This is a genomic window from Bradyrhizobium sp. T-12 (assembly GCF_058314695.1).
This window is the reverse complement of sequence record NZ_CM177756.1, coordinates 417,316-441,113: the sequence shown is the minus strand read 5'-3', so window position 1 is coordinate 441,113 and position 23,798 is coordinate 417,316. Positions and strand designations below refer to the sequence as shown.

24 protein-coding genes and 1 tRNA gene are annotated in these 23,798 nt (G+C 65.1%); 16 read left to right on the top strand and 9 right to left on the bottom strand.

From position 1 onward, the window contains the following. Window positions 1-44: 44 nt before the first annotated feature. Both AC0WRY_RS02140 and AC0WRY_RS02135 read right to left on the bottom strand, forming a co-directional pair. Window positions 45-134 (bottom strand) — tRNA-Ser (locus AC0WRY_RS02140). A gap of 713 nt (window positions 135-847) precedes the next feature. Further along, window positions 848-1,972, bottom strand: a complete 1,125-nt coding sequence (locus tag AC0WRY_RS02135; protein WP_194405468.1) for an ROK family protein — start codon at window positions 1,970-1,972, stop codon at window positions 848-850. 345 nt (window positions 1,973-2,317) lie between these two features. On the opposite strand from AC0WRY_RS02135, the gene rplU reads away from it, so the two are divergent. From rplU to AC0WRY_RS02120, 3 genes are all read left to right on the top strand, one after another. Continuing rightward, window positions 2,318-2,704, top strand: a complete 387-nt coding sequence (rplU, locus tag AC0WRY_RS02130; RefSeq protein ID WP_194405467.1) for a 50S ribosomal protein L21 — start codon at window positions 2,318-2,320, stop codon at window positions 2,702-2,704. 102 nt (window positions 2,705-2,806) lie between these two features. Further along, window positions 2,807-3,076 (top strand): 50S ribosomal protein L27, encoded by a 270-nt coding sequence (gene rpmA, locus AC0WRY_RS02125; RefSeq protein WP_024338898.1) that lies wholly within the window; start codon window positions 2,807-2,809, stop codon window positions 3,074-3,076. 152 nt (window positions 3,077-3,228) lie between these two features. Beyond that, entirely contained in the window at window positions 3,229-3,822 is a 594-nt protein-coding gene (locus tag AC0WRY_RS02120) for a GNAT family N-acetyltransferase (protein ID WP_194405466.1), read from the top strand. Window positions 3,823-3,864: 42 nt separating this feature from the next. Here AC0WRY_RS02120 and AC0WRY_RS02115 read toward each other — a convergent pair whose 3' ends face one another. Then, a complete protein-coding gene (locus tag AC0WRY_RS02115) occupies window positions 3,865-4,779 on the bottom strand; it encodes a DMT family transporter (RefSeq protein WP_194405465.1) in 915 nt (304 codons plus the stop codon). A gap of 119 nt (window positions 4,780-4,898) precedes the next feature. Between AC0WRY_RS02115 and AC0WRY_RS02110 the strand changes: the two genes are divergently transcribed. The 3 genes from AC0WRY_RS02110 to AC0WRY_RS02100 all read left to right on the top strand — a co-directional run bounded on the left by AC0WRY_RS02110 (window position 4,899) and on the right by AC0WRY_RS02100 (window position 8,366). After that, window positions 4,899-5,381 carry a MaoC family dehydratase gene (locus tag AC0WRY_RS02110; protein ID WP_194405464.1) on the top strand — a complete coding sequence of 161 codons (483 nt, stop codon included), beginning with the start codon at window positions 4,899-4,901 and terminating at the stop codon, window positions 5,379-5,381. Between the two features lie 85 nt (window positions 5,382-5,466). Next, window positions 5,467-6,507 (top strand): GTPase ObgE, encoded by a 1,041-nt coding sequence (gene obgE / locus AC0WRY_RS02105; protein WP_194405463.1) that lies wholly within the window; start codon window positions 5,467-5,469, stop codon window positions 6,505-6,507. A gap of 224 nt (window positions 6,508-6,731) precedes the next feature. Next, window positions 6,732-8,366, top strand: coding sequence for an alkaline phosphatase family protein (locus AC0WRY_RS02100; protein ID WP_194405462.1), 1,635 nt, complete (start codon window positions 6,732-6,734; stop codon window positions 8,364-8,366). Between the two features lie 72 nt (window positions 8,367-8,438). On the opposite strand, the gene AC0WRY_RS02095 is transcribed toward AC0WRY_RS02100, so the two are convergent. Next, entirely contained in the window at window positions 8,439-9,404 is a 966-nt protein-coding gene (locus AC0WRY_RS02095) for a Bug family tripartite tricarboxylate transporter substrate binding protein (protein ID WP_194405461.1), read from the bottom strand. 217 nt (window positions 9,405-9,621) lie between these two features. Here AC0WRY_RS02095 and proB point away from each other — a divergent pair, with 217 nt between their 5' ends. Continuing rightward, on the top strand, window positions 9,622-10,743 hold the full coding sequence (proB, locus tag AC0WRY_RS02090) for a glutamate 5-kinase (RefSeq protein ID WP_194405460.1): 1,122 nt from the start codon (window positions 9,622-9,624) through the stop codon (window positions 10,741-10,743). Window positions 10,744-10,761: 18 nt separating this feature from the next. Here proB and AC0WRY_RS02085 read toward each other — a convergent pair whose 3' ends face one another. Together AC0WRY_RS02085 and AC0WRY_RS02080 are read right to left on the bottom strand one after the other, a co-directional pair. Continuing rightward, on the bottom strand, window positions 10,762-10,980 hold the full coding sequence (locus AC0WRY_RS02085) for a type II toxin-antitoxin system RelE/ParE family toxin (protein WP_246776399.1): 219 nt from the start codon (window positions 10,978-10,980) through the stop codon (window positions 10,762-10,764). A 57-nt stretch (window positions 10,981-11,037) separates the two neighbouring features. Beyond that, window positions 11,038-11,316 (bottom strand): type II toxin-antitoxin system ParD family antitoxin, encoded by a 279-nt coding sequence (locus AC0WRY_RS02080; RefSeq protein WP_194405459.1) that lies wholly within the window; start codon window positions 11,314-11,316, stop codon window positions 11,038-11,040. Window positions 11,317-11,508: 192 nt separating this feature from the next. Here AC0WRY_RS02080 and AC0WRY_RS02075 point away from each other — a divergent pair, with 192 nt between their 5' ends. The 9 genes from AC0WRY_RS02075 to AC0WRY_RS02035 all read left to right on the top strand — a co-directional run bounded on the left by AC0WRY_RS02075 (window position 11,509) and on the right by AC0WRY_RS02035 (window position 19,908). Continuing rightward, window positions 11,509-12,804 carry a glutamate-5-semialdehyde dehydrogenase gene (locus tag AC0WRY_RS02075; protein WP_491122597.1) on the top strand — a complete coding sequence of 432 codons (1,296 nt, stop codon included), beginning with the start codon at window positions 11,509-11,511 and terminating at the stop codon, window positions 12,802-12,804. 20 nt (window positions 12,805-12,824) lie between these two features. Then, a complete protein-coding gene (locus AC0WRY_RS02070; protein ID WP_194405457.1) occupies window positions 12,825-13,469 on the top strand; it encodes a nicotinate-nucleotide adenylyltransferase in 645 nt (214 codons plus the stop codon). Between the two features lie 233 nt (window positions 13,470-13,702). After that, on the top strand, window positions 13,703-14,059 hold the full coding sequence (gene rsfS, locus AC0WRY_RS02065) for a ribosome silencing factor (RefSeq protein ID WP_027515020.1): 357 nt from the start codon (window positions 13,703-13,705) through the stop codon (window positions 14,057-14,059). 94 nt (window positions 14,060-14,153) lie between these two features. Continuing rightward, the gene (rlmH, locus tag AC0WRY_RS02060) at window positions 14,154-14,636 is read left to right on the top strand and encodes a 23S rRNA (pseudouridine(1915)-N(3))-methyltransferase RlmH (RefSeq protein ID WP_194405456.1); all 483 of its coding nucleotides are present in this window, start codon (window positions 14,154-14,156) and stop codon (window positions 14,634-14,636) included. A 32-nt stretch (window positions 14,637-14,668) separates the two neighbouring features. Beyond that, a complete protein-coding gene (locus AC0WRY_RS02055) occupies window positions 14,669-16,027 on the top strand; it encodes a murein hydrolase activator EnvC family protein (protein WP_194405455.1) in 1,359 nt (452 codons plus the stop codon). Next, on the top strand, window positions 16,024-17,382 hold the full coding sequence (locus AC0WRY_RS02050; RefSeq protein WP_194405454.1) for a S41 family peptidase: 1,359 nt from the start codon (window positions 16,024-16,026) through the stop codon (window positions 17,380-17,382). Before AC0WRY_RS02055 ends, AC0WRY_RS02050 begins: the two co-directional genes overlap by 4 nt. Before the next feature lie 155 nt (window positions 17,383-17,537). After that, on the top strand, window positions 17,538-18,761 hold the full coding sequence (locus tag AC0WRY_RS02045) for a divergent polysaccharide deacetylase family protein (protein ID WP_491122596.1): 1,224 nt from the start codon (window positions 17,538-17,540) through the stop codon (window positions 18,759-18,761). Between the two features lie 78 nt (window positions 18,762-18,839). Continuing rightward, window positions 18,840-19,346 carry an RNA pyrophosphohydrolase gene (locus AC0WRY_RS02040; RefSeq protein WP_194405452.1) on the top strand — a complete coding sequence of 169 codons (507 nt, stop codon included), beginning with the start codon at window positions 18,840-18,842 and terminating at the stop codon, window positions 19,344-19,346. A gap of 61 nt (window positions 19,347-19,407) precedes the next feature. Then, window positions 19,408-19,908, top strand: coding sequence for an RNA pyrophosphohydrolase (locus AC0WRY_RS02035; RefSeq protein ID WP_491123534.1), 501 nt, complete (start codon window positions 19,408-19,410; stop codon window positions 19,906-19,908). Window positions 19,909-19,978: 70 nt separating this feature from the next. On the opposite strand, the gene AC0WRY_RS02030 is transcribed toward AC0WRY_RS02035, so the two are convergent. The 3 genes from AC0WRY_RS02030 to atpD all read right to left on the bottom strand — a co-directional run bounded on the left by AC0WRY_RS02030 (window position 19,979) and on the right by atpD (window position 23,724). Next, complete coding sequence (locus tag AC0WRY_RS02030; RefSeq protein WP_491122595.1) at window positions 19,979-21,649, bottom strand: adenylate/guanylate cyclase domain-containing protein; 1,671 nt, start codon at window positions 21,647-21,649, stop codon at window positions 19,979-19,981. 153 nt (window positions 21,650-21,802) lie between these two features. Beyond that, window positions 21,803-22,210, bottom strand: a complete 408-nt coding sequence (locus AC0WRY_RS02025; protein WP_194405450.1) for a F0F1 ATP synthase subunit epsilon — start codon at window positions 22,208-22,210, stop codon at window positions 21,803-21,805. 80 nt (window positions 22,211-22,290) lie between these two features. After that, window positions 22,291-23,724 carry a F0F1 ATP synthase subunit beta gene (atpD, locus tag AC0WRY_RS02020; protein WP_025032831.1) on the bottom strand — a complete coding sequence of 478 codons (1,434 nt, stop codon included), beginning with the start codon at window positions 23,722-23,724 and terminating at the stop codon, window positions 22,291-22,293. Window positions 23,725-23,798: the final 74 nt, after the last annotated feature.

Sequence of the window (23,798 nt, the reverse complement as noted above, 5' to 3'; positions counted from 1 at the left end):
TCCCGCGACGGCCGCGAATCTTTGACCGGAGATTTTGACTGAGCTGGCGGAGAGGGAGGGATTCGAACCCCCGATAGGCTTGCACCTATGCCGCATTTCGAGTGCGGTGCATTCAACCACTCTGCCACCTCTCCTGAAGGCGCCATGGTAGGAGCAGGGCCCCTGTGGTTGGGGGCGTTAATAGGCGAGGATGGCGGGCCAGACAAGGCGCGAAAGGGGAAAATCCGCTGCCTGTTTCGGCCGCTGCCCGGGCTTCCCGGCACGAACGCTCCGGAAAGGTGGTGCGGATTGCCGGGTTGAGGCGTTTTGTCGGGCGAATCGGAGGCCGCCTTGCGCGACAACGGCTCTGCCTTGGGGGAGGAACTGGCATGGAGCACCTGATGATCTCGGCCAACGGGGCAAATGCCATTGGCGATCCCAGCGCGGAGAGACCCTCTCCCCCGACCCTCCCCCGCAAGCGGGGGAGGGGGCGCAGCGCCGGTGGGGCGGAGGCCGGATTCAAAACATGCTTGGAAAAACGGGGTGGGACCGCCAGACGCGGTAAACACTGGCGGTCCCGGTGCCGCTCATTGAAATTCTGGCTGGGAAGGGCGGCTTCGCCGGCCAGGTGGAAGCGACGGTTCGACCCTAGCGTGCGGCGGGCGCACCGCAACGCAATCCGGTCCTTAACCTAACCGGTCAAGGTTACTTGGGGGGACGGTTCGGCGGTCGCGCCGACGGCGCGGCGGACGCCTCTGTCCGCAGGGGGTCCCAACGCGGAGGCACCCTCTCCCCGGCCCTCTCCCGCAGGCGGGAGAGGGAGTGGACCTCCGCCGTGGCGGCGATCGCACCCAGGAAGAAGCAGCGGCTAGTCGCCCTTCTTGCTGTCCTTGTCCTTTTTCTTCCCGTTGTCCGCGTCCTTGCCGTTCTCCTTGCGGCGGTTGGTGAAGCGGGCATTGCCGAGGCCGGTGCCGATGGTGAGCACGCCCCAGCGATCGACGTCCTGCATGAACGGCACCTCGGAGAGGCCCTGCACCACGCCGTCATTGTGCATCAGGATCGCGGTGTCGTGCTCGCCAATCTGCGGAATGCCCTCGAGCAGGCTCGCCGGCAGGTTGAACTTGCTGCTCTCCCAATTGCCCGGCAGATTCTGCGCGCCCTTCTCGATCGAGCCGTCCGCGTTGATCACGCCGGGACAGGCGATGCCGATGAAGGGCGCGAGCTTGAAGCCGTCCTTCTCGGCCTCCGTGATCAGCCCCTTCAGCATCTTGGTGAGCCGCTTCACCGCGCCTTCGCGCGTCGGCTCGTCGTCGGCATGACGCCACAGCTCGGATTTCACCACCTTGGCCTTCGACAGGTCCTTTGCCTTCTTCCAGGCCGTTTCGACGAGGCCGCAGCGGATATTGGTGCCGCCGATGTCGACGGCGAGGATGCTGTCATGGGCCTCGAAGATCCAGGACGGCGCCAGATGCAGCGCGCCGATCAGGCCGGCTTCATCCGGGTGATGGCGGATCGGCATCATGTCGATCTTGAAGTCCTCCGATTTGAGGATGATCTCGGTGCGCGCGATCGCGAGCTCGCCGAGCCGGGAATCGCGGAAACCGCCGCCGACCACGATGCGCTCGGTCTTGGCCCAGGCTTTTGTCTTCAGGAAGCGGCGCGTGACGTAAGCGAGCTCCTGGGCGAAATCCTCGATGGCGCTATGCACCAGCGCGGAGGCCTCGGTGTCGTCACCGACCAGGATCGCATCCAGCGTCTTCTTGCTGATGTTCTCCGACGGCTCCTTGCCGAACGGGTCCTCGCCCGTCTTGCGCAGCGGCTTGCGCCAGCGGTCGAGGATGTCGCGGAACGCGCCCTTGCTGGCGCGGTCGCCGAGAAAGCCGTCCTCGTCCTTCATCTCGATGTTGAAGCTGTCGATGTCCACCGACGGCAGCCGCTCGGCGCCGTGATGGGCGATGCCCGTCGTCGTCTTGACCAGTTCGTCCGTTGCCATTGAAGAGCCCTTGCCCGCTGATCTGTTCCGGCCTGACTAACGGCGCGGGAACCGGTTTGTTGCAAAGCCAAATCGAGATTCGGCTGAAGGCCGCGAGAGAGCCAAATCCTTCAAATCCGGGCGCTTTTCGCCGGCTTTTCCCTGACTCTTGCTTGACTCTTGGCTGATCGCGGCTATAAGTCCCACAACCGGCGTGGGGCGTTTCTCGCGCCGCTTGTTTTTGCGTGGGTTTTCAAAGGGATAAACCCTGCCCGCACAAGACTCGTATAAACCCTTAGCGACTGACAAAAAGCCGGCCCCGACGTAGCAGTCGCGAGGCCGGGATTGAACACGGAGAAAAAAACGATGTTCGCAGTCATCAAAACCGGCGGCAAGCAATACCGCGTCGTGCCGGATGATGTTCTCGAAGTAGGCAAGATCGAAGGCGAAGTCGGCTCGATCGTGCAGCTGAATGAAGTTCTGGTGGTCGGCGGCGACTCGCCGGTGCTGGGCGTTCCGACGGTGGCAGGCGCCTCCGTTGCGGTCGAGGTGCTCGACCACAAGCGCGGCCCCAAGGTCATCGCGTTCAAGAAGCGCCGCCGCAAGAATTCGCGCCGCAAGCGCGGCTATCGCGACGAGATCACTGTCTTGCGCATCAGCGAGATCCTGACCGACGGCGCCAAGCCCACCAAGGGCCCGCGTCCGAAGAAGGAAAAAGTGGCGAAGGAGCCGGCAGCGGAAGCCGCCGAATAGCTGAAATCGATCACGCCAATTCACGAATTGATGCGTGAGAAATTTTGAAATGATTCCGTCAAGGAATTGACCTAGAACTACGCAGGATTTCGGAGACGAGCCATGGCTCACAAAAAAGCAGGCGGTTCATCGCGTAACGGACGCGATTCCAAGGGCAAGCGCCTCGGTATCAAGGCGTTCGGCGGGGAGGTCGTCACTCCCGGCAACATCATTGCGCGTCAGCGCGGCACCACCTGGCACCCCGGCCTTAATGTCGGCATGGGCACGGACCATACTCTGTTCGCCAAGATCGAGGGTCGTGTTGCGTTCCAGGCCAAAGCCAACGGCCGCACCTTCGTATCGGTACTCCCGATCGCAGAGGCTGCTGAATAGACGGTGGATCAAATTGGAGTCCGCCGGTCCCGACTGAACCGGCGGAGTCCAGATCATAGAGATCGAAGGCTCCAGGGGGAGGCGGGAAACCGGCCTCCCCTTTTCTTTTGACTTGCTCACTTTGACTTAGTGACTTTCTAGCGGAGCCGGACATGTTGCAGGATTTCTCGAGCGTGACCTTGGCTGAGGCGAGACCTGGCGTCGTCGCCACCGAACGGCTGACCTTGCGGCGGCCGACGCTTGCCGATGTCAGGACCATCGCCCGGCTCGCCAACGACCGCCGCGTCGCCGAAAACACCCGCCGCCTGCCGCATCCCTATTCGCAGGACGACGCCGTCGCATTCATCCGCGCCACCGCCGCGCTCGGAGCTGAGACCGTGTTCCTGATCGAGCACGATACCAACCCGGTCGGCATGGTCGGCATCGACTGCTCCACGCCCGGCAATGCCGAGCTCGGCTATTGGCTCGGCGTCGAGCATTGGGGCCAGGGCTTTGCCACGGAAGCTGCGCGCGGCGCGATCGACTTCTTCTTCGAGGAATTCGAGGACGAGCATCTCCATGCCGGCGCGCGTGTCACCAACCCGGCCTCGCGCAAGGTGCTGGAGAAGTGCGGCTTCCAATGGAGCGGCGTGCAGCTGCATCGCTTCCTGGCGCTGGGCTCCTCGACGCCGGTCGACTGCTTCCGCCTGTCCCGCGGCGTGTGGGCCTCGCTGAAGAGCTGGAGCAGCGCGCGGCGGATGAGGTAGGCAGGGCGGCGCTTACCCTCCCCTGGAGGGGGAGGGTGGGCATCACGCCGGCGGATTCACTTCGGCGCTCTCGCGCCCGAGATCCCTCTCGCGCAGATAGATGTAGAACCCGGCGCCGATGATGATCGCCGCGCCGATCAGCGTTGCGACCGACGGCACGTCGCCGAACACGACGAAGCCGAAGATCACCGCCCAGACGATCATCGAATATTGATAGGGCACGACGACGCTGGCCGGCGCCAGCTTGAGCGAGCGGTTGACGCAGAACAATGCCGTCACCGAGACGACCCCGGCCAGCGCGAAGAACACCAGGCTGCCCGATGTCGGCGGCACCCAGTTGAACGCCGACAACACGGCGCCGAGCGAAAACGTGCCGACGAATTGCGAGGACGCCATCACGATATCGGGCGTCTTGCGCAGGCTGCGCGTGATCAGCATCAAGGTCGCGAAAGACAGGCTGCCGCCGAGCGCGATCAGCGCCGGCAGGCTGACGGTCTGCGCCGAGGGCCGCAGCGCGATCAGGACACCGCTGAAGCCGATCAGGATTGCGGTCCAGCGCCGCCAGCCGACCTTCTCCCCTAAGAAGATCGCCGACATCGCGGTGACGAAGATCGGGCCGGCGAGATAATAGGTGATGACGTCGGCGAGCGGCAGATAGACGGTCGCAAGGAAGAAGGCGGCAACCTCCAGCGTCGAGAGCACGACGCGAAACAGCTGCAGGCGCGGCCGCTCCAGATGCAGGAACTGGTGACGCTGCGTCCAGATCAGCGGCGACAGCAGCAGCAGCGCCGCGCAGGCGCGCAGGAACAACAGCTGCCCCACCGAATAAGTCCCGACCAGGAACTTGCCCATGGCATCGCCGAACGAGAACATGAAGATCGACAGCACCATGAGCGCAATGCCGGCGAGGCGCGCGGAGCGATCGTCATAGGCGGAGAGGTTCTTGAAGATGGGCATTGGCGCCGTTGTAATGCCATGAGCAATACGGACAAGCCCGCCACGCTGAATTGAACGGATTGTCGCACTCTTCGCATCGCAGTAGCGATAGACGCCACATCGACAAAGCGAGCTTTGACATGACCGATTTCGACCCGACCCGGCATCGCATGATCTCCACGCAACGCTGGTTTGAGGATTTCGTCGTCGGCGAACGCTTCGTGCTGCCGAGCCGCACCCAGACCTCGGCGATCTTCGCCGCATTCCAGACCGCGAGCGGCGACACCCATCCGGTGCATTATGACGTGGAATATTGCCGCAGCCGCGGCATGCCGCATCTGCTCGCCCACGGCTTCCAGACCCTGATCCACACCGCGCCCGGCGCCGGCCTGTTTCCGTTCATGGTCGAGGACTCCCTGGTCGGCTTCCTCGAGCAGTCGAGCCGGTTTCTCAAGCCGGTGTTCGCCGACGACACGATCTATCCGGCGCTCGAGGTCATCGAGCTGGTGCCGGGCCGCACGACCGGCGCGGTGACGCTGCGCAGTACCGTGTTCAACCAGCGCAAGGAGCTGGTGCTGGAGGGAGCGCAGAAATTCCTGATCCGGAAGCGACCGGCGGGTTAAGCAAGGGTCGCAATTCGCGGAATTTCGGCCGATTTGCGGGTCTATCCGGGTTGCCGCAGGGGGCCGGCTGGCCTACCTATGGCCCATGAAATTCCTCGACGAAGCAAAGGTCTATATCCGCTCCGGTGACGGCGGGAACGGCTGCGTGGCGTTCCGCCGCGAGAAGTTCATCGAATTCGGCGGCCCCTCCGGCGGCAATGGCGGCCGCGGCGGCAATGTCATCATCGAGGTCGCCGACGGCCTCAACACACTGATCGACTACCGCTATCAGCAGCACTTCAAGGCCCAGAAGGGCGAGAACGGCTCGGGCTCGGACCGTCACGGCGCCAACGGCAAGAACATCGTGCTGAAGGTGCCCATGGGCACGCAGATCTTCGACGAGGATCGCGAGACGCTGATCCACGACTTCACCAAGGTCGGCGAAAAGTTCGTGCTGGCCGAGGGCGGCAATGGCGGCTTCGGCAATGCGCATTTCAAGTCGTCGACCAACCGCGCGCCGCGCAATGCCAATCCCGGCCAGCCGGGCGAAGAGCGCTGGATCTGGCTGCGGCTGAAATTGATTGCGGATGCCGGCCTCGTCGGCCTGCCCAATGCCGGCAAGTCGACCTTCCTCGCCAAGGTCAGCGCGGCCAAGCCGAAGATCGCCGACTATCCCTTCACCACGCTGCATCCGCAGCTCGGCGTCGTGAATGCCGACGGCCGCGAATTCGTGCTGGCCGACATTCCCGGCCTGATCGAGGGCGCGCATGAAGGCGCCGGCCTCGGCGACCGCTTCCTCGGCCATGTCGAGCGCTGCCGCGTGCTGCTGCATCTGGTCGATGCCACCTGCGAGCATGCCGGCAAGGCCTACAAGACCGTGCGCGCGGAGCTCGACGCCTATGCCGGGCAGCTCACCGACAAGATCGAGATCGTCGCGCTGAACAAGATCGACGCGGTCGAGCCGGACGAGCTCAAGAAGCAGAAGGACCGGCTGAAGCGCGCCGCCAAGAAGACACCGCTGCTGCTGTCCGGCGTGACCGGTCAGGGCGTGACGGAAGCGTTGCGCGCGCTGGCCGAGGTGATCGGCGAGGCCCCGGTGTCGGCCAAGGCAAAGAGCGCGGCCGAAGCGGAGCCGTGGTCGGCGTAATTGTCGTCCCTGCGAACGCAGGGACCCATATCGCGTGATCTCTCGATTGCGGATGGTCGCAGTACCGAACTACGAATCTTCGCCAAACTACTCCCTGGGGTTATCGGTCCCTGCGTTCGCGGGGACGACAGCGGTGCGTGCGGCTGGGGCATGCACCTCACCGGCTTGTCTTCATCGCTCCGATATCGCAGCATCACACAATCAAGAAACGGCAGGGATGACGCATGGCGCGCGCGAAGAACGTTCTCTGGATCATGTGCGACCAGCTTCGCTATGACTATCTCGGCTGCACCGGCCATCCCACGCTGAAGACCCCGAACATCGACGCCATGGCGAGGCGCGGCGTGCTGTTCAGCAAGGCCTATGTGCAATCACCGATCTGCGGGCCCTCGCGGATGTCGTTCTACACCGGCCGCTACATGCGCTCGCACGGCTCCCACTGGAACGGCTGGCCGCTGCGTGTCGGCGAACCCACGCTCGGCGATCACCTCAACAAGATCGGCGTGCGCAACGTGCTGGTCGGCAAGACCCACATGGCGCCCGATATCGAAGGCATGAAGGCGCTCGGCATTCCCCCGGAATCGATCATCGGCGTGCACGTCGCCGAATGCGGCTTTGAGCCTTATGAGCGCGACGACGGCCTGCATCCCACGGGGCGGCCGCGCCCGAAATATGACGAGTATCTGCGTCAGCACGGCTTTGAAGCCAGCAATCCCTGGGAGCACTGGGCCAATTCAGGCGCGGCGGAAGATGGCTCATTGCAGAACGGCTGGCTGCTGGTCCATGCCGACAAGGCCGCGCGCGTGCCGCAGGAGCATTCCGAGACGCCCTATATGACGCGGCGCGCGATGGACTTCATCAGCGAAGCCGAGACCGACGGCAAGCCGTGGTGCCTGCATCTGTCCTACATCAAGCCGCACTGGCCCTATATCGCGCCGGAGCCCTATGCCAGCATGTATTCGACGGATGACATGATTCCGGCGATCCGCTCCGAGCGCGAGCGGCAAAATCCGCATCCGGTGTTCGGCGCCTATATGGACATGCGCTACTCCCGCAACATGGCGCGCGACGACGCCCGCGAGAAGGTGATCCCGACCTATATGGGCCTGATCACCCAGATCGACGACCAGATGGGCGTGCTGATGACGTTTCTGGAGGCGCGCGGCCTGCTGGATACCACCATGATCGTGTTCACGTCGGATCACGGCGATTATCTCGGCGACCACTGGATGGGCGAGAAGGACCTGTTCCACGAGCAGTCCGCAAAAATTCCGCTGATCATCATCGATCCTTCCAGGGAAGCCGACGCCACGCGCGGCACACGCAGTGACGCGCTGGTGGAAGGCATCGATCTCGCGCCGACCTTCGTCGATTATTTCGGCGGCAAGGTGCCCGGCCACATCCTAGAGGGGCGCTCGCTGCTGCCGCTGCTGCGCGGCGAGAAGCCGTCAGACTGGCGCAAGGTCGCGTTCTCCGAATACGATTATGCCATGCAGGACGTCAGGTTGAAGCTGAACCAGCCGATCGAACGCTGCCGCCTGTTCATGGTGTTCGACGGCCGCTGGAAATACATCCACGTCTCCGGCTTCCGTCCGATGCTGTACGATCTCGAAACCGATCCGGAAGAGTTTTTGGATCGCGGCGACGACCCGGAGTGTGCGGCGATCATCGCGCGGCTGCAGGCCGAGCTGTTCGACTGGGCGCTGCATCCGAGCGGCCACATCACCACCCCGCGCGAGAAGATCGCGGCCTATGCCGACAACCAGCTCCAGGTGAAGAACGGCGTTTTGATCGGCATCTGGGATGAGAACGAACTCGCCGCGATCAAGGACGGCATCGCGCAGCGCGGAAAGATGTGAGCGACCGGAGCGAGGCCCTCTCCATTCGTCATGCCCGGCCACGACGGCTGAGTGTGCGGCGCCGCGGGCGACTCAATTCTCGATCTTGTAGCCCGTGGCCTTCACGATCGGCTGCCACAGCGCGATGTTCGCGGCGAGCTCCTTGGTCAACCCATCCGGGGTCGACCCGACCGGGATCAGCCCGATCGCCGTGAGCTTCTCCTTCACCTCGGGCTTGGCGAGCGCCGCGCTCGCGGCCGCACCGAGCTTGCTGGCGAACTCGGGCGGGCTGCCGGCGGGAAGCCACATGCCGTACCAGGCATCGGCGACGAGATCGATGCCGCTCTCCTTCAACGTCGGGACTTCAGGCGCGAATGGCGAACGTTCGGCGCTCGAGGCCGCGATGATCTTCACACCCTTGGCACGATGCTGCGGCAGCGCGTCGGCCAATGTCACGATGCCGAACGAGATATGGCCGCCGACGAGATCGTTGAGGATCGGCGCGCTGCCGCGATAGGGCACGCGGGTCAGCGGGATGCCGAGGTCCTTCTCGAGCTTGGAGCCCATGAAGTGCGGAATGGTGCCGTTGCTCGGCACGCCGAACGAGGTCTTGTCCGGATGCGCCTTCAGCCAGGCCACGAAGCTCCTGAAATCGGAGGCCTCCACCGCCGGATTGATCACCAGCGCGAATTCGAACCGCGCCAGCAGTGACAGCGGCATGAAATCCTTCGCCGTGTCGAAGCTCGGCGTCGTCTCCACCATTGGTAGCAGGTACATGGTGGGGCCTGTCGTCACCAGCACCATGCTGCCGTCGGGGCTTGCGCCCTTCACCGCCTTGATGCCGATCAGTCCGTCGCCGCCGGTGCGGTTCTCGACCACGATGGTCCGCTGCAGCGCCGGCGCCATCTCCTGCGCGATCAAGCGGCACAGCGTGTCGCCGCCGGCCCCCGCGGCGAACGGGAAGATGATCTTGCTCAGCCCGGCCTGCGCGTGCACGTTGCCGGCCTGCGCCAGCAGCGGCAGAGCGACACATCCGGCCATGAATTCGCGGCGATCCATGCGTTTCCCCTTTTGACCCCATTTTAGTTGGCATCAATTAGAACCAGAGCAGCGTCCCGGACAAGGCCGACCTTCGCCGTTTACCATCCGTTGCCATCTTGGCCGCCTTGCGCCGGCCATCGTCCTGCTGCAAAAGCAGGCCCATCGGCGCCGCTTTCTCGCTCCGCCGTCTCCAATGCAGTGCAGATCGTCCAGGCGCCCAAGTACACATAGACACATGGCCAGCCCCGAACTCAGTCAATTCCGCCGCATCGTCGTCAAGGTCGGCTCAGCGCTGCTGGTCGATTCCGACAAGGGCGAGGTGCGGGCGTCCTGGCTCGCTGCGCTGGCCGACGACATGGCCAAGCTGCACAAGGAAGGCCGCGACGTCCTCGTGGTCTCCTCCGGCTCGATCGCGCTCGGCCGCAGCCGCCTCAAGCTGCCGCGCGGCCCGCTGAAGCTGGAGGAGAGCCAGGCCGCCGCCGCCGTCGGCCAGATCGCGCTGGCACGGATCTGGTCGGAGGTGCTCGGGGCGCACGGCATCGGTGCCGGCCAGATCCTGGTGACCTTGCAGGACACGGAGGAGCGCCGCCGCTATCTCAACGCGCGCTCCACCATCGGCAAGCTGCTGGAATGGCGCGCCATTCCCGTGATCAACGAGAACGACACGGTGGCGACCAACGAGATCCGCTACGGCGACAACGATCGCCTCGCCGCGCGCGTCGCCACCATGGCGAGCGCCGACCTGCTCGTGCTGCTGTCCGACATCGACGGGCTTTACGACGCGCCGCCGAAGAACAACCCGAACGCAAAGCTCATTCCGGTGGTCGAGAGCATCTCCTCGGAGATCGAGGCCGTGGCGGGCGACGCCGAATCCGAGCTGTCGCGCGGCGGCATGCGCACCAAGGTCGAGGCCGCGAAGATCGCCACGACAGGCGGCACGCATATGCTGATCGCCTCCGGCAAGATCGAGCATCCGCTGCAGGCGATCGCCGATGGCGGCCGCTGCACCTGGTTCCTGACGCCCGCCAATCCCATCACGTCGCGCAAACGCTGGATCGCGGGCACGCTGGAGCCGAAGGGCACGCTGACCATCGATGCCGGCGCCGTGACGGCGCTGCGCGCCGGCGCCAGCCTGCTGCCGGCCGGCGTGATCAAGGTCGAGGGCCAGTTCGCCCGCGGCGATGCCGTGATCGTGCGCGGCCCCGACACCAGCGAGATCGGCCGCGGCCTGATCGCCTACGATGCCGACGAGGCCGAGCGGATCAAGGGCCGCTCCTCCCCCGACGTGATGACCATTCTCGGGATCAGCGGCCGCGCCGAGATGATCCACCGCGACGATCTGGTGGTGGGCGGGTAAGAGCGGACAGGCCGCCAACTATTGCATGTCGTCAGCGCCGATATCCTGCCGGCCATGCATGACCCGGACGACCTCAACACCGTCGGGTGTGGGTACGTGGAAAACCAGGTAGTTGCCGACCGGAAAGCTACGTAACTCGGCGCGCAATTCGCTGCGATCACGGGCGGCAAACGGCGTCTCTGCCAGCATATCGAATGTTGCATCGATGCGATCGATCAGCGTATCGGTCGCTCTCACACTTTCCGCGGCGATGTAGTCCAGATCGCCATAAGGTCGACTTCTGTCTGCGGACTCTTAAGTGGTCTTTTTGGCATTTTTAGCCGCCAGACGCTTCCGACCCTCTGACTTGATCCGCTCGAACATGTCGCCGATCTCCTCCATCGGCCCGCTGTCAAAGCCCTTCTGGATTTCCTCCCGCAGCGCTTGCAGCTTGAGCTTGCGCTGTTCTTCGCGCTCCTCAATCAAGCGAAGACCTTCGCGCATCACCTCGCTCGCACTGGCATAGCGCCCGCTCTCGACCAGACCATCGATCAGGTCCTCGAAATGCTTGCCGATGCTGTAGCTGCTGGCCATAGGGGGCTCCGATATCAAATAATGATAATTGTTGATATTTTGGGTGTTCGCAAGGATCGATCGAGCATTCGGCGCACAACCCGGCCATTGGCCGACCGGCGGCGAACCGAGGCCCTGCCATACCCGCCCCGCCCTTCGCAGGCCCGGGATTTCCGTGCTAGGACACCACCTTAGCAGAAGGTTGAAACTCCCATGGCCGCCCCCCTCAAAGCCGTTGACGGCACTGCCGATCTTCAGGCGCTGATGTCCGATCTCGGAACCCGTGCCCGCGCTGCCGCGCGCGTGCTGGCGCTGGCGCCGCCGGAGCAGAAGAACCGGGCGCTGGAGGCCATGGAGCGGGCGATCCGGGGCAATGCGGCCGCCATTCTCGCCGCCAATGCCGAGGACGTCGCGGAGGCCCGCGCCTCCGGCAATGCCACCTCCGCCTTCATCGACCGCCTGACGCTGACCCCGGCGCGCATCGAGGGCATGGCCGAGGGCATCGGCATCGTGCGCGGCATCGCCGATCCTGTCGGCATCGTCACCGAGAGCTGGCAGCGGCCGAACGGCATGACCATCGAACGCGTGCGCGTGCCGCTCGGCGTCGTCGGCGTGATCTTCGAGAGCCGGCCCAATGTCGCCGCGGACGCCGGCGTGCTGTGCCTGAAGTCGGGCAATGCCGTGATCCTGCGTGGCGGCTCGGACAGTTTTCGTTCGTGCCGCGCGATCCATGAATGCCTGGTGCAAGGCCTGCGCGAAGCTGGCCTGCCCGAGGCCGCCATCACGCTGGTGCCGACGCGCGACCGCGCGGCGGTCGGCATGATGCTGTCAGGGCTGAACGGCGCGGTCGACGTGATCGTGCCTCGCGGAGGAAAAAGCCTCGTCGCGCGCGTCGAGCAGGAAGCGCGCGTGCCCGTCTTCGCGCATCTCGAAGGCGTCAATCACGTCTATGTCGACGCCAGCGCCGACCTCGCCATGGCGAAGTCGATCGTGCTCAACGCAAAAATGCGCCGCACCGGTGTCTGCGGCGCAGCCGAGACGCTGCTGGTCGATCGCGCCGCTGCCGGCAAGAATCTCAAGCCGCTGGTCGAGATGCTGCTCGGGGCGGGTTGCGAAGTGCGCGGCGACGACGCCGTGCAGAAGGCCGACGCGCGCGTAAAACCTGCCAGCGAAGATGATTGGGACACCGAATATCTCGATGCGATCATCGCGGCGAAGGTGGTGGACGGCGTCGACGGCGCGATCGCGCACATCCAGAACCACGGCTCGCATCACACCGATGCGATCGTGAGCGCGGATGAGGCGGCTGCGAACAAATTCCTGAGCGAGGTCGATTCCGCGATCGTGCTGCACAACGCCTCGACGCAGTTCGCCGATGGCGGCGAGTTCGGCTTTGGCGCCGAGATCGGCATCGCCACCGGCCGCTTCCACGCCCGCGGCCCTGTCGGCGCCGAGCAATTGACGAGCTTCAAATACCGCGTTCGCGGCACCGGGCAGACGCGACCGTAACCGACGCAAGGCGCGGGGCATTGAGCAACAATTTCGTCGCGCCACGCTTCTTCGCGCAGGCCATACCAGCCCACACGTCGGGCATGCGTATCGGCTTGCTCGGCGGCTCGTTCAATCCGCCGCACCAGGCCCATCGCGCGATCAGCCAGTTCGCGCTGAAGCGGCTTCAGCTCGATCGCGTGTGGTGGCTGGTGACGCCAGGCAATCCGCTGAAGGAGAACGGCACGCTGTATGAGCTCGGCGAGCGCATGCAGGCGGCGCGCGACGTCGCCGACGACCCGCGGATCGAGGTGAGCTGTCTCGAATCCGTCATTCGCACCCGCTATACTATCGACACGATCAACACCTTGCGCCGCCGCCTCTCGGGCTTGCGCTTTGTCTGGATCATGGGCGCCGACAACCTCGCTCAATTCCATCGATGGCAGGACTGGCGGCGCATCGCGGGCCAGGTGCCGATGGCGGTCATCGACCGTCCGCCCCAGAGTTTTCGCGCCCTCGCCTCGCCTGCCGCCAAAGCCCTAGCGCGTTACCGCCTGCCCGAGAACAAGGCAGCGCTGCTCGCGGATGAGCCGGCGCCCGCCTGGGTGTTCCTGACCGGATTGAAGCTGAATCTGTCCTCCACGGGCCTGCGGAACCCGGACGGGAGCTGGAAAGGTACGAAGTGAGACAGAGCGTGCGGACGGGGGTGGCTCCGGGCTCTCTGGCATATTGAAACCCTTAACCCCACATGATGTAGTGTAACCGGTGGGCGCCGGATTCGGCGTTCGCGATACAGTGAAAGGAATGGTCCCTGACCACATCTGTATTGTCCAAGTCAACTTCAGCGAAGTCAGCTTCAACGAAGTCTGTTTTACCCAAGGCAAAACCGGCGCGTAAAACATCGACCAAAGCTGCGGCCTTGAAGGCGCAACCCGACGCCGACAAGACGCTGAGCCTGATCCTCTCCCGCCTCGACGACATGAAGGCGGAAGAGACGGTCACCATCGACCTTCGCGGCAAATCGGCCTACTCCGACTACATGATCGTCACCACCGGCCGGGTGAACCGGCACGTCGGCGCGATCGCGGAGAACGTCGCCAAGGGCCTCAAGGAAAACGGCATCAAGAACATCCACGTCGAGGGCTTGCCCAATTGCGACTGGGTGCTGATCGATTCCGGCGATGTGATCGTGCACGTGTTCAGACCCGAGGTCCGCGAGTTCTACAATCTCGAGCGGTTGTACACGCAGGGCCCAGGGGCGGCGAAGGCGATCTAGGCTCATCGGGCCGATTTCGAATCGGCTGACGCGCATGCTAGCGTCGTGCGCGCGCTCGTTGCGCGCGGTCTTGAAACACGGCTCCGAAGAATCCATGCGTGTGGCTGTCATTGCGGTGGGCCGGCTCAAGCAGGGCCCCGAACGGGAGCTCGCCGACCGCTATTTCGAGCGGTTCGACGAGGCCGGTCGCAAGCTCGGATTCCGCGAGCTCGTCGTCCACGAAATCCCCGAGAGCCGCGCGCGCGACACCGCGACGCGGATGGCCGAGGAGGCCACGGCGATCTCGGCCCATATTCCGGAAAAATCGATCCTGGTGGCGCTCGACGAGCGCGGCCAGAATCTCGATTCCACCGTATTCGCACGGCATCTTGGCCGCTGGCGCGATGAAGGTGCCGGACATACTATCTTCGTGATCGGAGGGGCGGACGGACTTTCGCCCGAATTGCGCCGTAAGGCCAAGCTCGCGATCGCGTTCGGCTCTGCGACCTGGCCGCACCAAATGGTCCGCGTCATGCTTCTGGAACAGCTTTACCGGGCCGCCACCATTCTGGCCGGCCACCCCTATCACCGCGCGTGATGCGCGCCATAACGAGCATCTTTGCCGACACGATGCGAGCGCCGCTCCTCAACCTGCTGCTGATCACTGGCGTTGCCGGCGCAAGCCTCGCGCAAGCAAGCACAAGCCTCGCGCAAGCTCAGACGGCAACGCCGGCGCCACAGACCGCGGCCGTCTCGCCCGATGCCATCAAGCAGCGCGAGCAGGAGCTGGAAGCCGCCCGCGCCAGGCAGAAGAGCGCGGAAGAGGCGCAGGCCAAGCTGAAGGCCGAGATCACCTCGCTCGGCAGGGACCGCACCCAGCTCAACCAGCAGCTGATCGACACCGCCGCCAATGTGCGCGGGGTCGAGAGCAAGATCGACGACACCGAAGCGCGGCTGCGAAGTCTGAACGGCCGCGAACAGCAGATGCGCGCGTCGCTGGATTCGCGCCGCGCCGACATCGTCGAGGTGCTGGCCGCCTTGCAGCGCGCCGGCCGGCGCACGCCGCCGGCGCTGCTGGTGCGGCCCGAAGACGCGTTGCAATCGCTGCGCACCGCGATGCTGCTCGGCGCCGTCGTGCCGGAATTGCGCGGCCGCGCCGAGAAGATCGCAGGCGAGCTCGGCGAGCTCGTGGCCTTGCGCAAGACCATCGCGACCGAGCGCGACCAGCTCGCCGCAGACCGCGACAAGGTCCGCAGCGACCAGACCCGGCTCACCGCCCTGGTCGAGGAGCGGCAGCGCCAGCAGGCGGCGCGCGAGAAGGATCTCGACGCCGAGAACACGCGCGCGATCATGCTTTCAAAGCAGGTCGGCGATCTCCAGGGCCTGATCACCAAGATGGAGCAGGATCTGCAAAGCGCCGCCAAGGCCGCCGAGAAAGCCGCCGAGGCCGCAAAGCAGGCCGAGGCCAAGGAAGCCAAGCTGGCAGCCGCCAGCGCCAAGTCGGGCCCGGCCGCATTCAAGGATCGGTCCCGCACCACCCCCGCAATCGCTTTCGCCTCCGCCAAGGGTCTCCTGCCGCTTCCGGTTAACGGTAACAAGATCAGGGATTTTGGCGGTTCCGACGGTGTCGGCGGGGTCCAGAAGGGCATTTCGCTGGCGACCAAGCCCGGCTCCCAGGTCACGACCCCGTGTGACGGCTGGGTGGTCTATTCCGGCCCGTTCCGCAGCTATGGACAACTCTTGATCCTCAACGCCGGGGGCGGGTATCATGTCCTGATCGCCGGGATGGAGCGCATTTCGGTCAACATCGGACAGTTTGTGCTCACGGGGGAGCCGGTCGCGACCATGGGGTCGACATCTCAAGTCGCCTCCATTCTCGCGACGAACGCGAGTCAACCTGTGCTGTATGTCGAGTTCCGTAAGGACGGCACTCCAATCGATCCAGGCCCATGGTGGGCCGCAAATGAAGGCGAGAAGGTTCGCGGATGATGCGCAAGACTTCAGTAATCCTCCTCAGCGCAGCCACCGGTGCGGCGCTGACGCTGTTCGTGACCCAGCCGCGCGCGGTGTTCATGGGCTCCAGCGCGCGAGCCGCCACCGCGGACACCTATCGCCAGCTCAACCTGTTCGGTGACGTCTTCGAGCGCGTGCGCTCCGACTATGTCGAGAAGCCCGACGACACCAAGCTGATCGAATCCGCCATCAGCGGCATGCTCACCGGCCTCGATCCGCATTCGAGCTATATGGACGCCAAGAGCTTCCGCGACATGCAGGTGCAGACGCGTGGTGAGTTCGGCGGCCTCGGCATCGAGGTCACGATGGAAGACGGCCTCATCAAGGTGGTCTCGCCGATCGACGACACGCCGGCCTCGCGCGCCGGCGTCATGGCCAACGACATCATCACCAACCTCGACGACGAGGCGGTGCAGGGCCTGACCCTGAACCAGGCGGTCGAGAAGATGCGCGGCCCGGTCAACACCAAGATCAAGCTGAAGATCATCCGCAAGGGCCAGGACAATCCGATCGACGTCACCCTGGTGCGCGACAACATCCGCGTCCGCTCGGTGCGCGCGCGCGTCGAGCAGGACGACATCGCCTATATCCGCATCACCACCTTCAACGAGCAGACCACCGAAGGCCTGAAGCGCGAGGTCGCCAACCTCTCGAACCAGATCGGCGACAAGCTCAAGGGCTACATCATCGACCTCCGCAACAATCCGGGCGGCCTGCTCGAGGAAGCCGTCACCGTCTCCGACTCCTTCCTGGAGAAGGGCGAGATCGTCTCGACCCGCGGCCGCAATGCCGAGGAGACCCAGCGCCGCACCGCGCATTCAGGCGACCTCACCAAGGGCAAGCCTGTCATCGTGCTGGTCAATGGCGGCTCGGCCTCGGCCTCGGAGATCGTCGCCGGCGCGCTGCAGGACCACAAGCGCGCGACCATCGTCGGCACGCGCTCGTTCGGCAAGGGCTCGGTGCAGACCATCATCCCGCTCGGAAGCGGCAACGGCGCGCTGCGTCTGACCACGGCGCGCTACTACACGCCGTCGGGCAAGTCGATCCAGGCCAAGGGCATCGTGCCCGACATCGAAGTGCTGCAGGACGTGCCGGACGAGCTGAAGTCGCGCACCGACACCAAGGGCGAGGCTTCGCTGCGCGGCCATCTCAAGAACGACGGCGACGAGAAGACCGGCTCGCAGTCCTACGTCCCGCCGGACGCCAAGGACGACAAGGCGCTCAAGCTCGCCGGCGACCTGCTCCACGGCATCAAGAACAGCGCCTCGGCCGCGCCCACGCCTAGCGGCGACAACAAGGCCACGACCGACAAGCCGAAAGCGGCGAACTAGGTCGGAATCACACGATCCCAACGCAAAGGGCGGCTCCTGGAGCCGCCCTTTTTGCTTGGGAACTCGCATTGAACAGTGGCATCCCCGGCCTATCCCGGCCTGCCGCCGCTTGACCTCGGCGTGGTATCGTCCGTCGCAGTGATTCGGGATCGCGCATGACTGAAACGGCCGATGATCTGAGCGCCCCGCTCGGACAGGACAAGCCGCGCCGGAAACGCCGGCTGCGGCTGCCGTTCTCGGCCATGCAACTGCTCGCCGTGCTGCTCGGCCTGTTCCTCCTGACCTTTGCCGGCTTCGCCATCTTCAACAAGGATCCGCTCGGCGGCGAGCCGCTGACGCGGATCGCGATCAAGCCGGCGGACAAGGCCGCAGACGAAAAGCCGGCGGCCTCGAGCCATGCCGGCGACAGCAAGCAAGAGAGCAAGCACGAGACCAAGGAGACGCCGAAGCCGCCGGGCGAGCAAAAGACCGTCACCATGATCGACGGCTCCACCGGCGCGCGCCACGACGTGGTGATCGGCGGCGATGCCGCGGGCAAGAGCGAGGCAGCCGCAGCTTCGGCGCCGCCGGCGGTGATGGCCGGGATCGACCAGAAGCTGCTGGAGAAATCGCGCTACGGCATGATTCCAATGGTCTCCGGCGACCTCAAGCCGTTCAACGTCTATGCGGCGGAGGCCGATCGCGCCAAGGCGGCCAAGATGCCGGTAGTCGCCATCGTGATCGGCGGCCTCGGCGTCGGCGCCGCCAAGACAACCGACGCCATCATGAAGCTGCCGGCCGCGGTGACGCTGGCCTTCACGCCTTACGGCGCCGATCCCGGCAAGCTCGCCGAACGGGCCCGCGCGCAGCGCCACGAGATCTTCCTGCAGATCCCGATGGAGCCCTACGACTTTCCCGACAACGACCCGGGACCGCAGACGCTGCTGACCTCGCTCAGCGCCGACCAGAACATGGACCGCCTGTACTGGCATCTCAGCCGGATGCAGGGCTATGCCGGCATCGCCAACTTCATGGGTGCGCGCTTCGTCGCGACCGAGCCGGCGATGCAGCCGATCATCCGCGAGGCAGCCAAGCGCGGCCTCGGCTTCTTCGACGACGGCTCCTCGCCCCGCAGCATCGCAGCCCAGGCGGCGGCGAACCAGGCCATGCCGTTCGGCAAGGGCGACCTCGCGGTCGACGTGGTGCCGACGGCGACCGAGATCGACCGCGCCCTGAACAAGCTCGAATCGACGGCCCGCGAGCGCGGCATCGCCGTCGGCACGGCCTCCGCCCTGCCCGTCTCGATCGACCGCATCGGTGCCTGGACCAAGACATTGGGCGACCGGGGTATTCTTCTGGTGCCATTGACAACCGCGATGCTGAAATCAAAATCCAGCTAAATCAACGGATTGGTACGGCACGGGTCCTGGCGGGGGGCCGGTTAAGCCGTACCGGCAGCATGCGAGAGGTCTGGCGGAATGGCGCGTTATGAGGATCTGCCCTACCGGACCTGTGTCGGCGTGATGCTGATCAACACAGCGGGACTGGTGTTCATCGGCCGCCGTGCCGGCGGCATCGAACATGTCGACGACACCCATGTCTGGCAGATGCCTCAAGGCGGCGTCGATCCCGGAGAGGACACCTGGGAGGCCGCCAAGCGCGAGCTCTATGAGGAGACCAGCGTGCGCTCGGTCGAGCGGCTCGGCGAGGTCCCGGACTGGCTGACCTACGACATCCCGCGCACGGTCGCCGGGCGCGCCTGGAAAGGCCGCTACCGCGGCCAGCGCCAGAAATGGTACGCGGTGCGCTTCACCGGCAAGGACAGCGAGATCAACGTCGAAAAGCCCGGCGGCGGCGGCCACAAGGCCGAGTTCGTCAGCTGGCGCTGGGAGCCGATGAAGAACCTGACCGGGCTGATCATCCCGTTCAAGCGCCCGGTCTATGAGCGCGTGGTGCAGGAATTTTCCGCGCTGGCGGAGGAATGATTTGCATCGTCATTCCGGGGCGTGCGAAGCACGAACCCGGATGACGACGAAAGACCTGCAAGTGACGCCTGAAAAACCCTACCGTCCCAATGTCGGCATCGCCCTGTTCAATGCCGACGGCCGCGTCCTGATCGGCCACCGCTTCAAGGGCGACGGCCCCGAGATCATCCTGCCCGGCCTCGACTGGCAGATGCCGCAGGGCGGCGTCGACGAAGGCGAGAACCTGCGCGATGCGGCGATGCGCGAGCTCTGGGAGGAGACCAGCGTCGTCAGCGCCGATTATCTCGGCGAGACGGACTGGTTCACCTACGAATTCCCGCCTTACGACGGCCCGCAGACGCATCGCCTCGCGAAGTTTCGCGGGCAGCGGCAAAAATGGTTCGCGCTCCGCTTCACCGGCAAGGACGACGAGATCGATCCGCTGACGCCGCGCAACGGCCAGCCCGCCGAGTTCGACGCCTGGCGCTGGGAGCGCCTCGATCGGGTCGCGGACGTCGTGGTGCCGTTCCGGCGCGAAGTCTACCTGGCAGTGGCGCGGGAGTTTGCGGTGTTCGCAAACTGAAATCGCGAAAACAACCCCATGCGCGGTAGAATGGGGGTTGGAATTGTTGAAGAATTTTCGCCGGAAATTTCTAATTAATCGGTCCTACCGTGAATGGGCCGATGGCGATGACGTGGCAGTCGCTGTCGCGCTTGGCGCAGTCGGCGAGGGCCGAGGTGACGGCGGCCTGCTCGGCGGCGGCTTTGAGGCCGAGGCCCGGCCGGCCGGCGGTGCCGACGGCGACCGCGTTCCAACCCATGGCGTCGCCGAGCTTGCGCACCACCTCGCCGCGCGCATCGGCCACGATCGAAGCGTTGGAAGCGGCATTGAAGAAGCCGGTGATCCTGAACAGGGTCGGGATCGGCACGACGAAATTGTCGTCGATCGCAACGACCAGGCAGGCGACGCCGGCGATCGCGCCGCAGGATTCCAGCGACCGTCGCGCCGCGTCCTCGGCGGATGAGGCGCCGAGCACCATGAAATATTGCCCGCCCGGACCGAGCGCAACCGAGCGGGATTTCGCCGCCGGCACGAAGATGTTCTCGAGCCGGACTTTCTGCGGCTCGCGCACGATCGGAAAATCCTTCGGCGCGAAGGCTCGCTCCGTCATCGCATCATGCCGGAAGTAGGGAGACGGCGGCATCGGCGGCTTGCCGTGCGCGTAGACGACGGTGTCGCCGACCGCATAGAGCTCGCAGCGGCGCGGCGATTGCGCGGCGTCGGCGCGCTTCTGGCACTGCTCGAGCGCGGTGTTGCGCGCCGCCTCCTCGCTTGCCTGGTTCAGCGCCGAGCCGGTGAAGCCGCCGACATTCAGCGCGAAGGCCTTGTGATCTCCGGAGGCCGCGTAGTCGCCCGCGAGGAAGCTGCGCACGCGCTCGTTGATGAAGGGCACGCTGTCGGCGGAGAATTTGACTGACATCGGTGATGCCGACGGCGTCGGCGCCATCGCGGCGCTAACGCTCGGCGATGCCATTGGAGCCATCGGCGCCTTGGCGAGCTGGGTCGGTGACGGGCTCGGCGAGACGGCACTTGCCGTTGGCGCCGTGCTGGGGGCTGCGTTCGGCGTCGCGGCGAGCGGCGCCACGGCGACATTCGCCGCCTGCTTGAGCTTGGTGTTGTAGAGAAAGCCTGTGACGCCGATGCCGACGATCGAGACCACCGCGACCACCAGCGGCCACATCCACACCGGGGCGGCGGCCAGCTTGGCGGCCGGCTTCTTCAGCTGCGGCTTGCCATAGGTCCCGTCCTCGCGCCGCATCGCCACCATGTAGGCGTGAACGGGCGTCGGGATATTCTTCACCTCCTGCGCGCCGATATCGGCGAACTGCACCGAGAGCTTGTTGGCGACCTGCTCGTGTACCGCGCGGGAGACGCAGATGCCGCCGACCTCTGCGAGGCCCTCCAGCCGTGCCGCGATGTTGACGCCGTCGCCCAAGAGATCGCCGTCGCGCTCGACCACGTCGCCGATCGTGATGCCGATGCGGAACGACATCTGCCGGCTCGGCGGATAGGCCATGTTGCGGGTCCGCAGGGATTCCTGGATGTCGATCGCGCAGCGCACGGCATCGACCGCACTGGGGAATTCCGCGAGCACGGCATCGCCCGCCGTGTTGAAGATGCGCCCGCCGGCCTTTGCGATGAAATCGTCGACGACCTCGCGATAGGAGGCCAGACGCCGCAGCGTCTCCTCCTCGTCTTCCGCGACCAGCCGCGAGTAACCGGCAATATCGGCTGCGAAGATCGCTGCGATCTTGCGTTTCATCTGCACCCTGCCCCGGGAACAAAATTCACCGGGGAGAATGCCGCTATCGCAAGCGCGGTGCAACAAAGTTTCAGCGCCCGCCACCGGCCGGTGACGAGCGCTGAACCTGTTCAGGAATCCTAGGCCCAAAGCCCCGGAGCAGTGCCCCGGGGCTTAGTGCATAGCCGTCGCGTTGAGCTGATGCTGAATGCTCTTGTAATGGTCGAGCCGCTCGATGGCGTGATCGAGCTCGCCGCCTTCATGCTCCTTCAGGTTCTCTTCCATCTCCGAGATGGTCTCGGCGAACTGCGCACGGTCGAGCTCGGCGAGCGACGTCGCAACGTCGGCGAGCACGGTCAGGCCCTTTTCGGAGACTTCGGCGAGGCCGCCGAGCACGATGATCTTCTCGTGCTTGCCGCCGGTGGTGATGGTGAGAATGCCGGGGCGGATCGCCGCCACGACCGGCGCATGCCCTGCCAGCACGCCGAAATCACCCTCGACGCCGGGAATGTCGACCTGATCGACCTCGCCCGAGAAGGCGAGCTTTTCCGGAGAGACGAGATCGAAATGGAAGGTGGCCATAAGAAACCTGCGAATGGTGAGTGGCGAGTGGTTGAAAGAGGGAGCAGCTATTCGCCACTCCCTATTCGCTATTCGCCAGCTTAGGCGGCTTCCGCCGCCAGCTTCTTGCCCTTCTCGACGGCTTCTTCGATGGTGCCGACCATGTAGAAGGCGGCTTCCGGCAGGTGGTCGTACTTGCCTTCCACCAGGCCCTTGAAGCCCTTGATGGTGTCGGCGAGGTCGACGAACTTGCCCGGCGAGCCCGTGAAGATTTCGGCGACGTGGAACGGCTGCGACATGAAGCGCTCGACCTTGCGGGCGCGGGCCACGGTCAGCTTGTCCTCTTCCGAAAGCTCGTCCATGCCGAGAATGGCGATGATGTCCTGCAGCGCCTTGTAACGCTGCAGCACCTGCTGGACCTGACGGGCGACCGCGTAGTGCTCCTCGCCGACGACGAGCGGGGAAAGCATGCGCGAGGTCGAGTCGAGCGGGTCCACCGCCGGGTAGATGCCCTTTTCGGCGATCGAGCGCGACAGCGTGGTGGTCGCGTCAAGATGCGCGAACGAGGTCGCGGGCGCCGGGTCGGTCAAGTCGTCGGCCGGAACGTAGATGGCCTGCACCGAGGTGATCGAGCCCTTCTGGGTGGTGGTGATGCGCTCCTGCAGCGCGCCCATGTCGGTCGCGAGCGTCGGCTGATAACCCACCGCCGAAGGAATACGGCCGAGCAGCGCCGACACTTCAGAGCCGGCCTGGGTGAAGCGGAAGATGTTGTCGACGAAGAACAGCACGTCCTGACCCTTGTCGCGGAAGTCTTCCGCGATGGTCAGACCGGTGAGCGCGACGCGGGCGCGGGCGCCCGGGGGCTCGTTCATCTGGCCGAACACCAGCGCGCACTTCGACTTCACGCTCGGATCCGGATTCTTCGGATCGGCGTTGACCTTGGATTCGATGAACTCGTGATAGAGGTCGTTGCCCTCGCGGGTGCGCTCGCCGACGCCGGCGAACACGGAGTAACCGCCGTGCGCCTTCGCGACGTTGTTGATCAGCTCCTGAATCAGCACGGTCTTGCCGACGCCGGCGCCGCCGAACAGGCCGATCTTGCCGCCCTTCGCATACGGAGCAAGAAGATCGACGACCTTGATGCCGGTGACGAGAATTTCAGCTTCCGTCGACTGGTCGGTGTAGGTCGGTGCTTCCTGGTGGATGGCGCGCAGGCCTTCGGTCTTGACGGGGCCGGCTTCGTCGATCGGCTCGCCGATGACGTTGATGATGCGGCCGAGCGTGCCTTCACCGACGGGAACGCGGATCGGAGCGCCGGTGTCGGTCACTTCCTGGCCGCGGACCAGACCTTCGGTGGTGTCCATCGCGATGGTGCGGACCGTGGACTCGCCGAGATGCTGGGCGACTTCGAGCACCAGGCGGTTGCCGCCGTTCTTGGTCTCGAGCGAATTGAGAATGGCCGGGAGGTGGCCTTCGAACTGCACGTCGACGACGGCGCCGATGACCTGGGTGACGCGACCGACCTGGGCTGCCATTGAATGTCTCCTTCGATCCGAACTTCTAGACCACGGTCAACGACCGGGATGATGGGTTGAATGGGTGTCGACGC

Bases quoted from the DNA above. Each gene is read 5' to 3' on its own strand.
- AC0WRY_RS02030 (WP_491122595.1), bottom strand. From the start codon at position 21,649: ATGAAACGCAAGATCGCAGCGATCTTCGCAGCCGATATTGCCGGTTAC.
- rlmH (WP_194405456.1), top strand. From the start codon at position 14,154: ATGCGTGTGGCTGTCATTGCGGTGGGCCGGCTCAAGCAGGGCCCCGAA.
- AC0WRY_RS02080 (WP_194405459.1), bottom strand. From the start codon at position 11,316: ATGGCCAGCAGCTACAGCATCGGCAAGCATTTCGAGGACCTGATCGAT.
- AC0WRY_RS02025 (WP_194405450.1), bottom strand. From the start codon at position 22,210: ATGGCCACCTTCCATTTCGATCTCGTCTCTCCGGAAAAGCTCGCCTTC.
- AC0WRY_RS02120 (WP_194405466.1), top strand. From the start codon at position 3,229: ATGTTGCAGGATTTCTCGAGCGTGACCTTGGCTGAGGCGAGACCTGGC.
- AC0WRY_RS02135 (WP_194405468.1), bottom strand. From the start codon at position 1,972: ATGGCAACGGACGAACTGGTCAAGACGACGACGGGCATCGCCCATCAC.
- AC0WRY_RS02050 (WP_194405454.1), top strand. From the start codon at position 16,024: ATGATGCGCAAGACTTCAGTAATCCTCCTCAGCGCAGCCACCGGTGCG.
- AC0WRY_RS02095 (WP_194405461.1), bottom strand. From the start codon at position 9,404: ATGGATCGCCGCGAATTCATGGCCGGATGTGTCGCTCTGCCGCTGCTG.
- AC0WRY_RS02100 (WP_194405462.1), top strand. From the start codon at position 6,732: ATGGCGCGCGCGAAGAACGTTCTCTGGATCATGTGCGACCAGCTTCGC.
- rplU (WP_194405467.1), top strand. From the start codon at position 2,318: ATGTTCGCAGTCATCAAAACCGGCGGCAAGCAATACCGCGTCGTGCCG.
- AC0WRY_RS02110 (WP_194405464.1), top strand. From the start codon at position 4,899: ATGACCGATTTCGACCCGACCCGGCATCGCATGATCTCCACGCAACGC.
- AC0WRY_RS02075 (WP_491122597.1), top strand. From the start codon at position 11,509: ATGGCCGCCCCCCTCAAAGCCGTTGACGGCACTGCCGATCTTCAGGCG.
- rpmA (WP_024338898.1), top strand. From the start codon at position 2,807: ATGGCTCACAAAAAAGCAGGCGGTTCATCGCGTAACGGACGCGATTCC.
- obgE (WP_194405463.1), top strand. From the start codon at position 5,467: ATGAAATTCCTCGACGAAGCAAAGGTCTATATCCGCTCCGGTGACGGC.
- AC0WRY_RS02045 (WP_491122596.1), top strand. From the start codon at position 17,538: ATGACTGAAACGGCCGATGATCTGAGCGCCCCGCTCGGACAGGACAAG.
- atpD (WP_025032831.1), bottom strand. From the start codon at position 23,724: ATGGCAGCCCAGGTCGGTCGCGTCACCCAGGTCATCGGCGCCGTCGTC.
- AC0WRY_RS02040 (WP_194405452.1), top strand. From the start codon at position 18,840: ATGGCGCGTTATGAGGATCTGCCCTACCGGACCTGTGTCGGCGTGATG.
- AC0WRY_RS02115 (WP_194405465.1), bottom strand. From the start codon at position 4,779: ATGCCCATCTTCAAGAACCTCTCCGCCTATGACGATCGCTCCGCGCGC.
- proB (WP_194405460.1), top strand. From the start codon at position 9,622: ATGGCCAGCCCCGAACTCAGTCAATTCCGCCGCATCGTCGTCAAGGTC.
- AC0WRY_RS02055 (WP_194405455.1), top strand. From the start codon at position 14,669: ATGCGAGCGCCGCTCCTCAACCTGCTGCTGATCACTGGCGTTGCCGGC.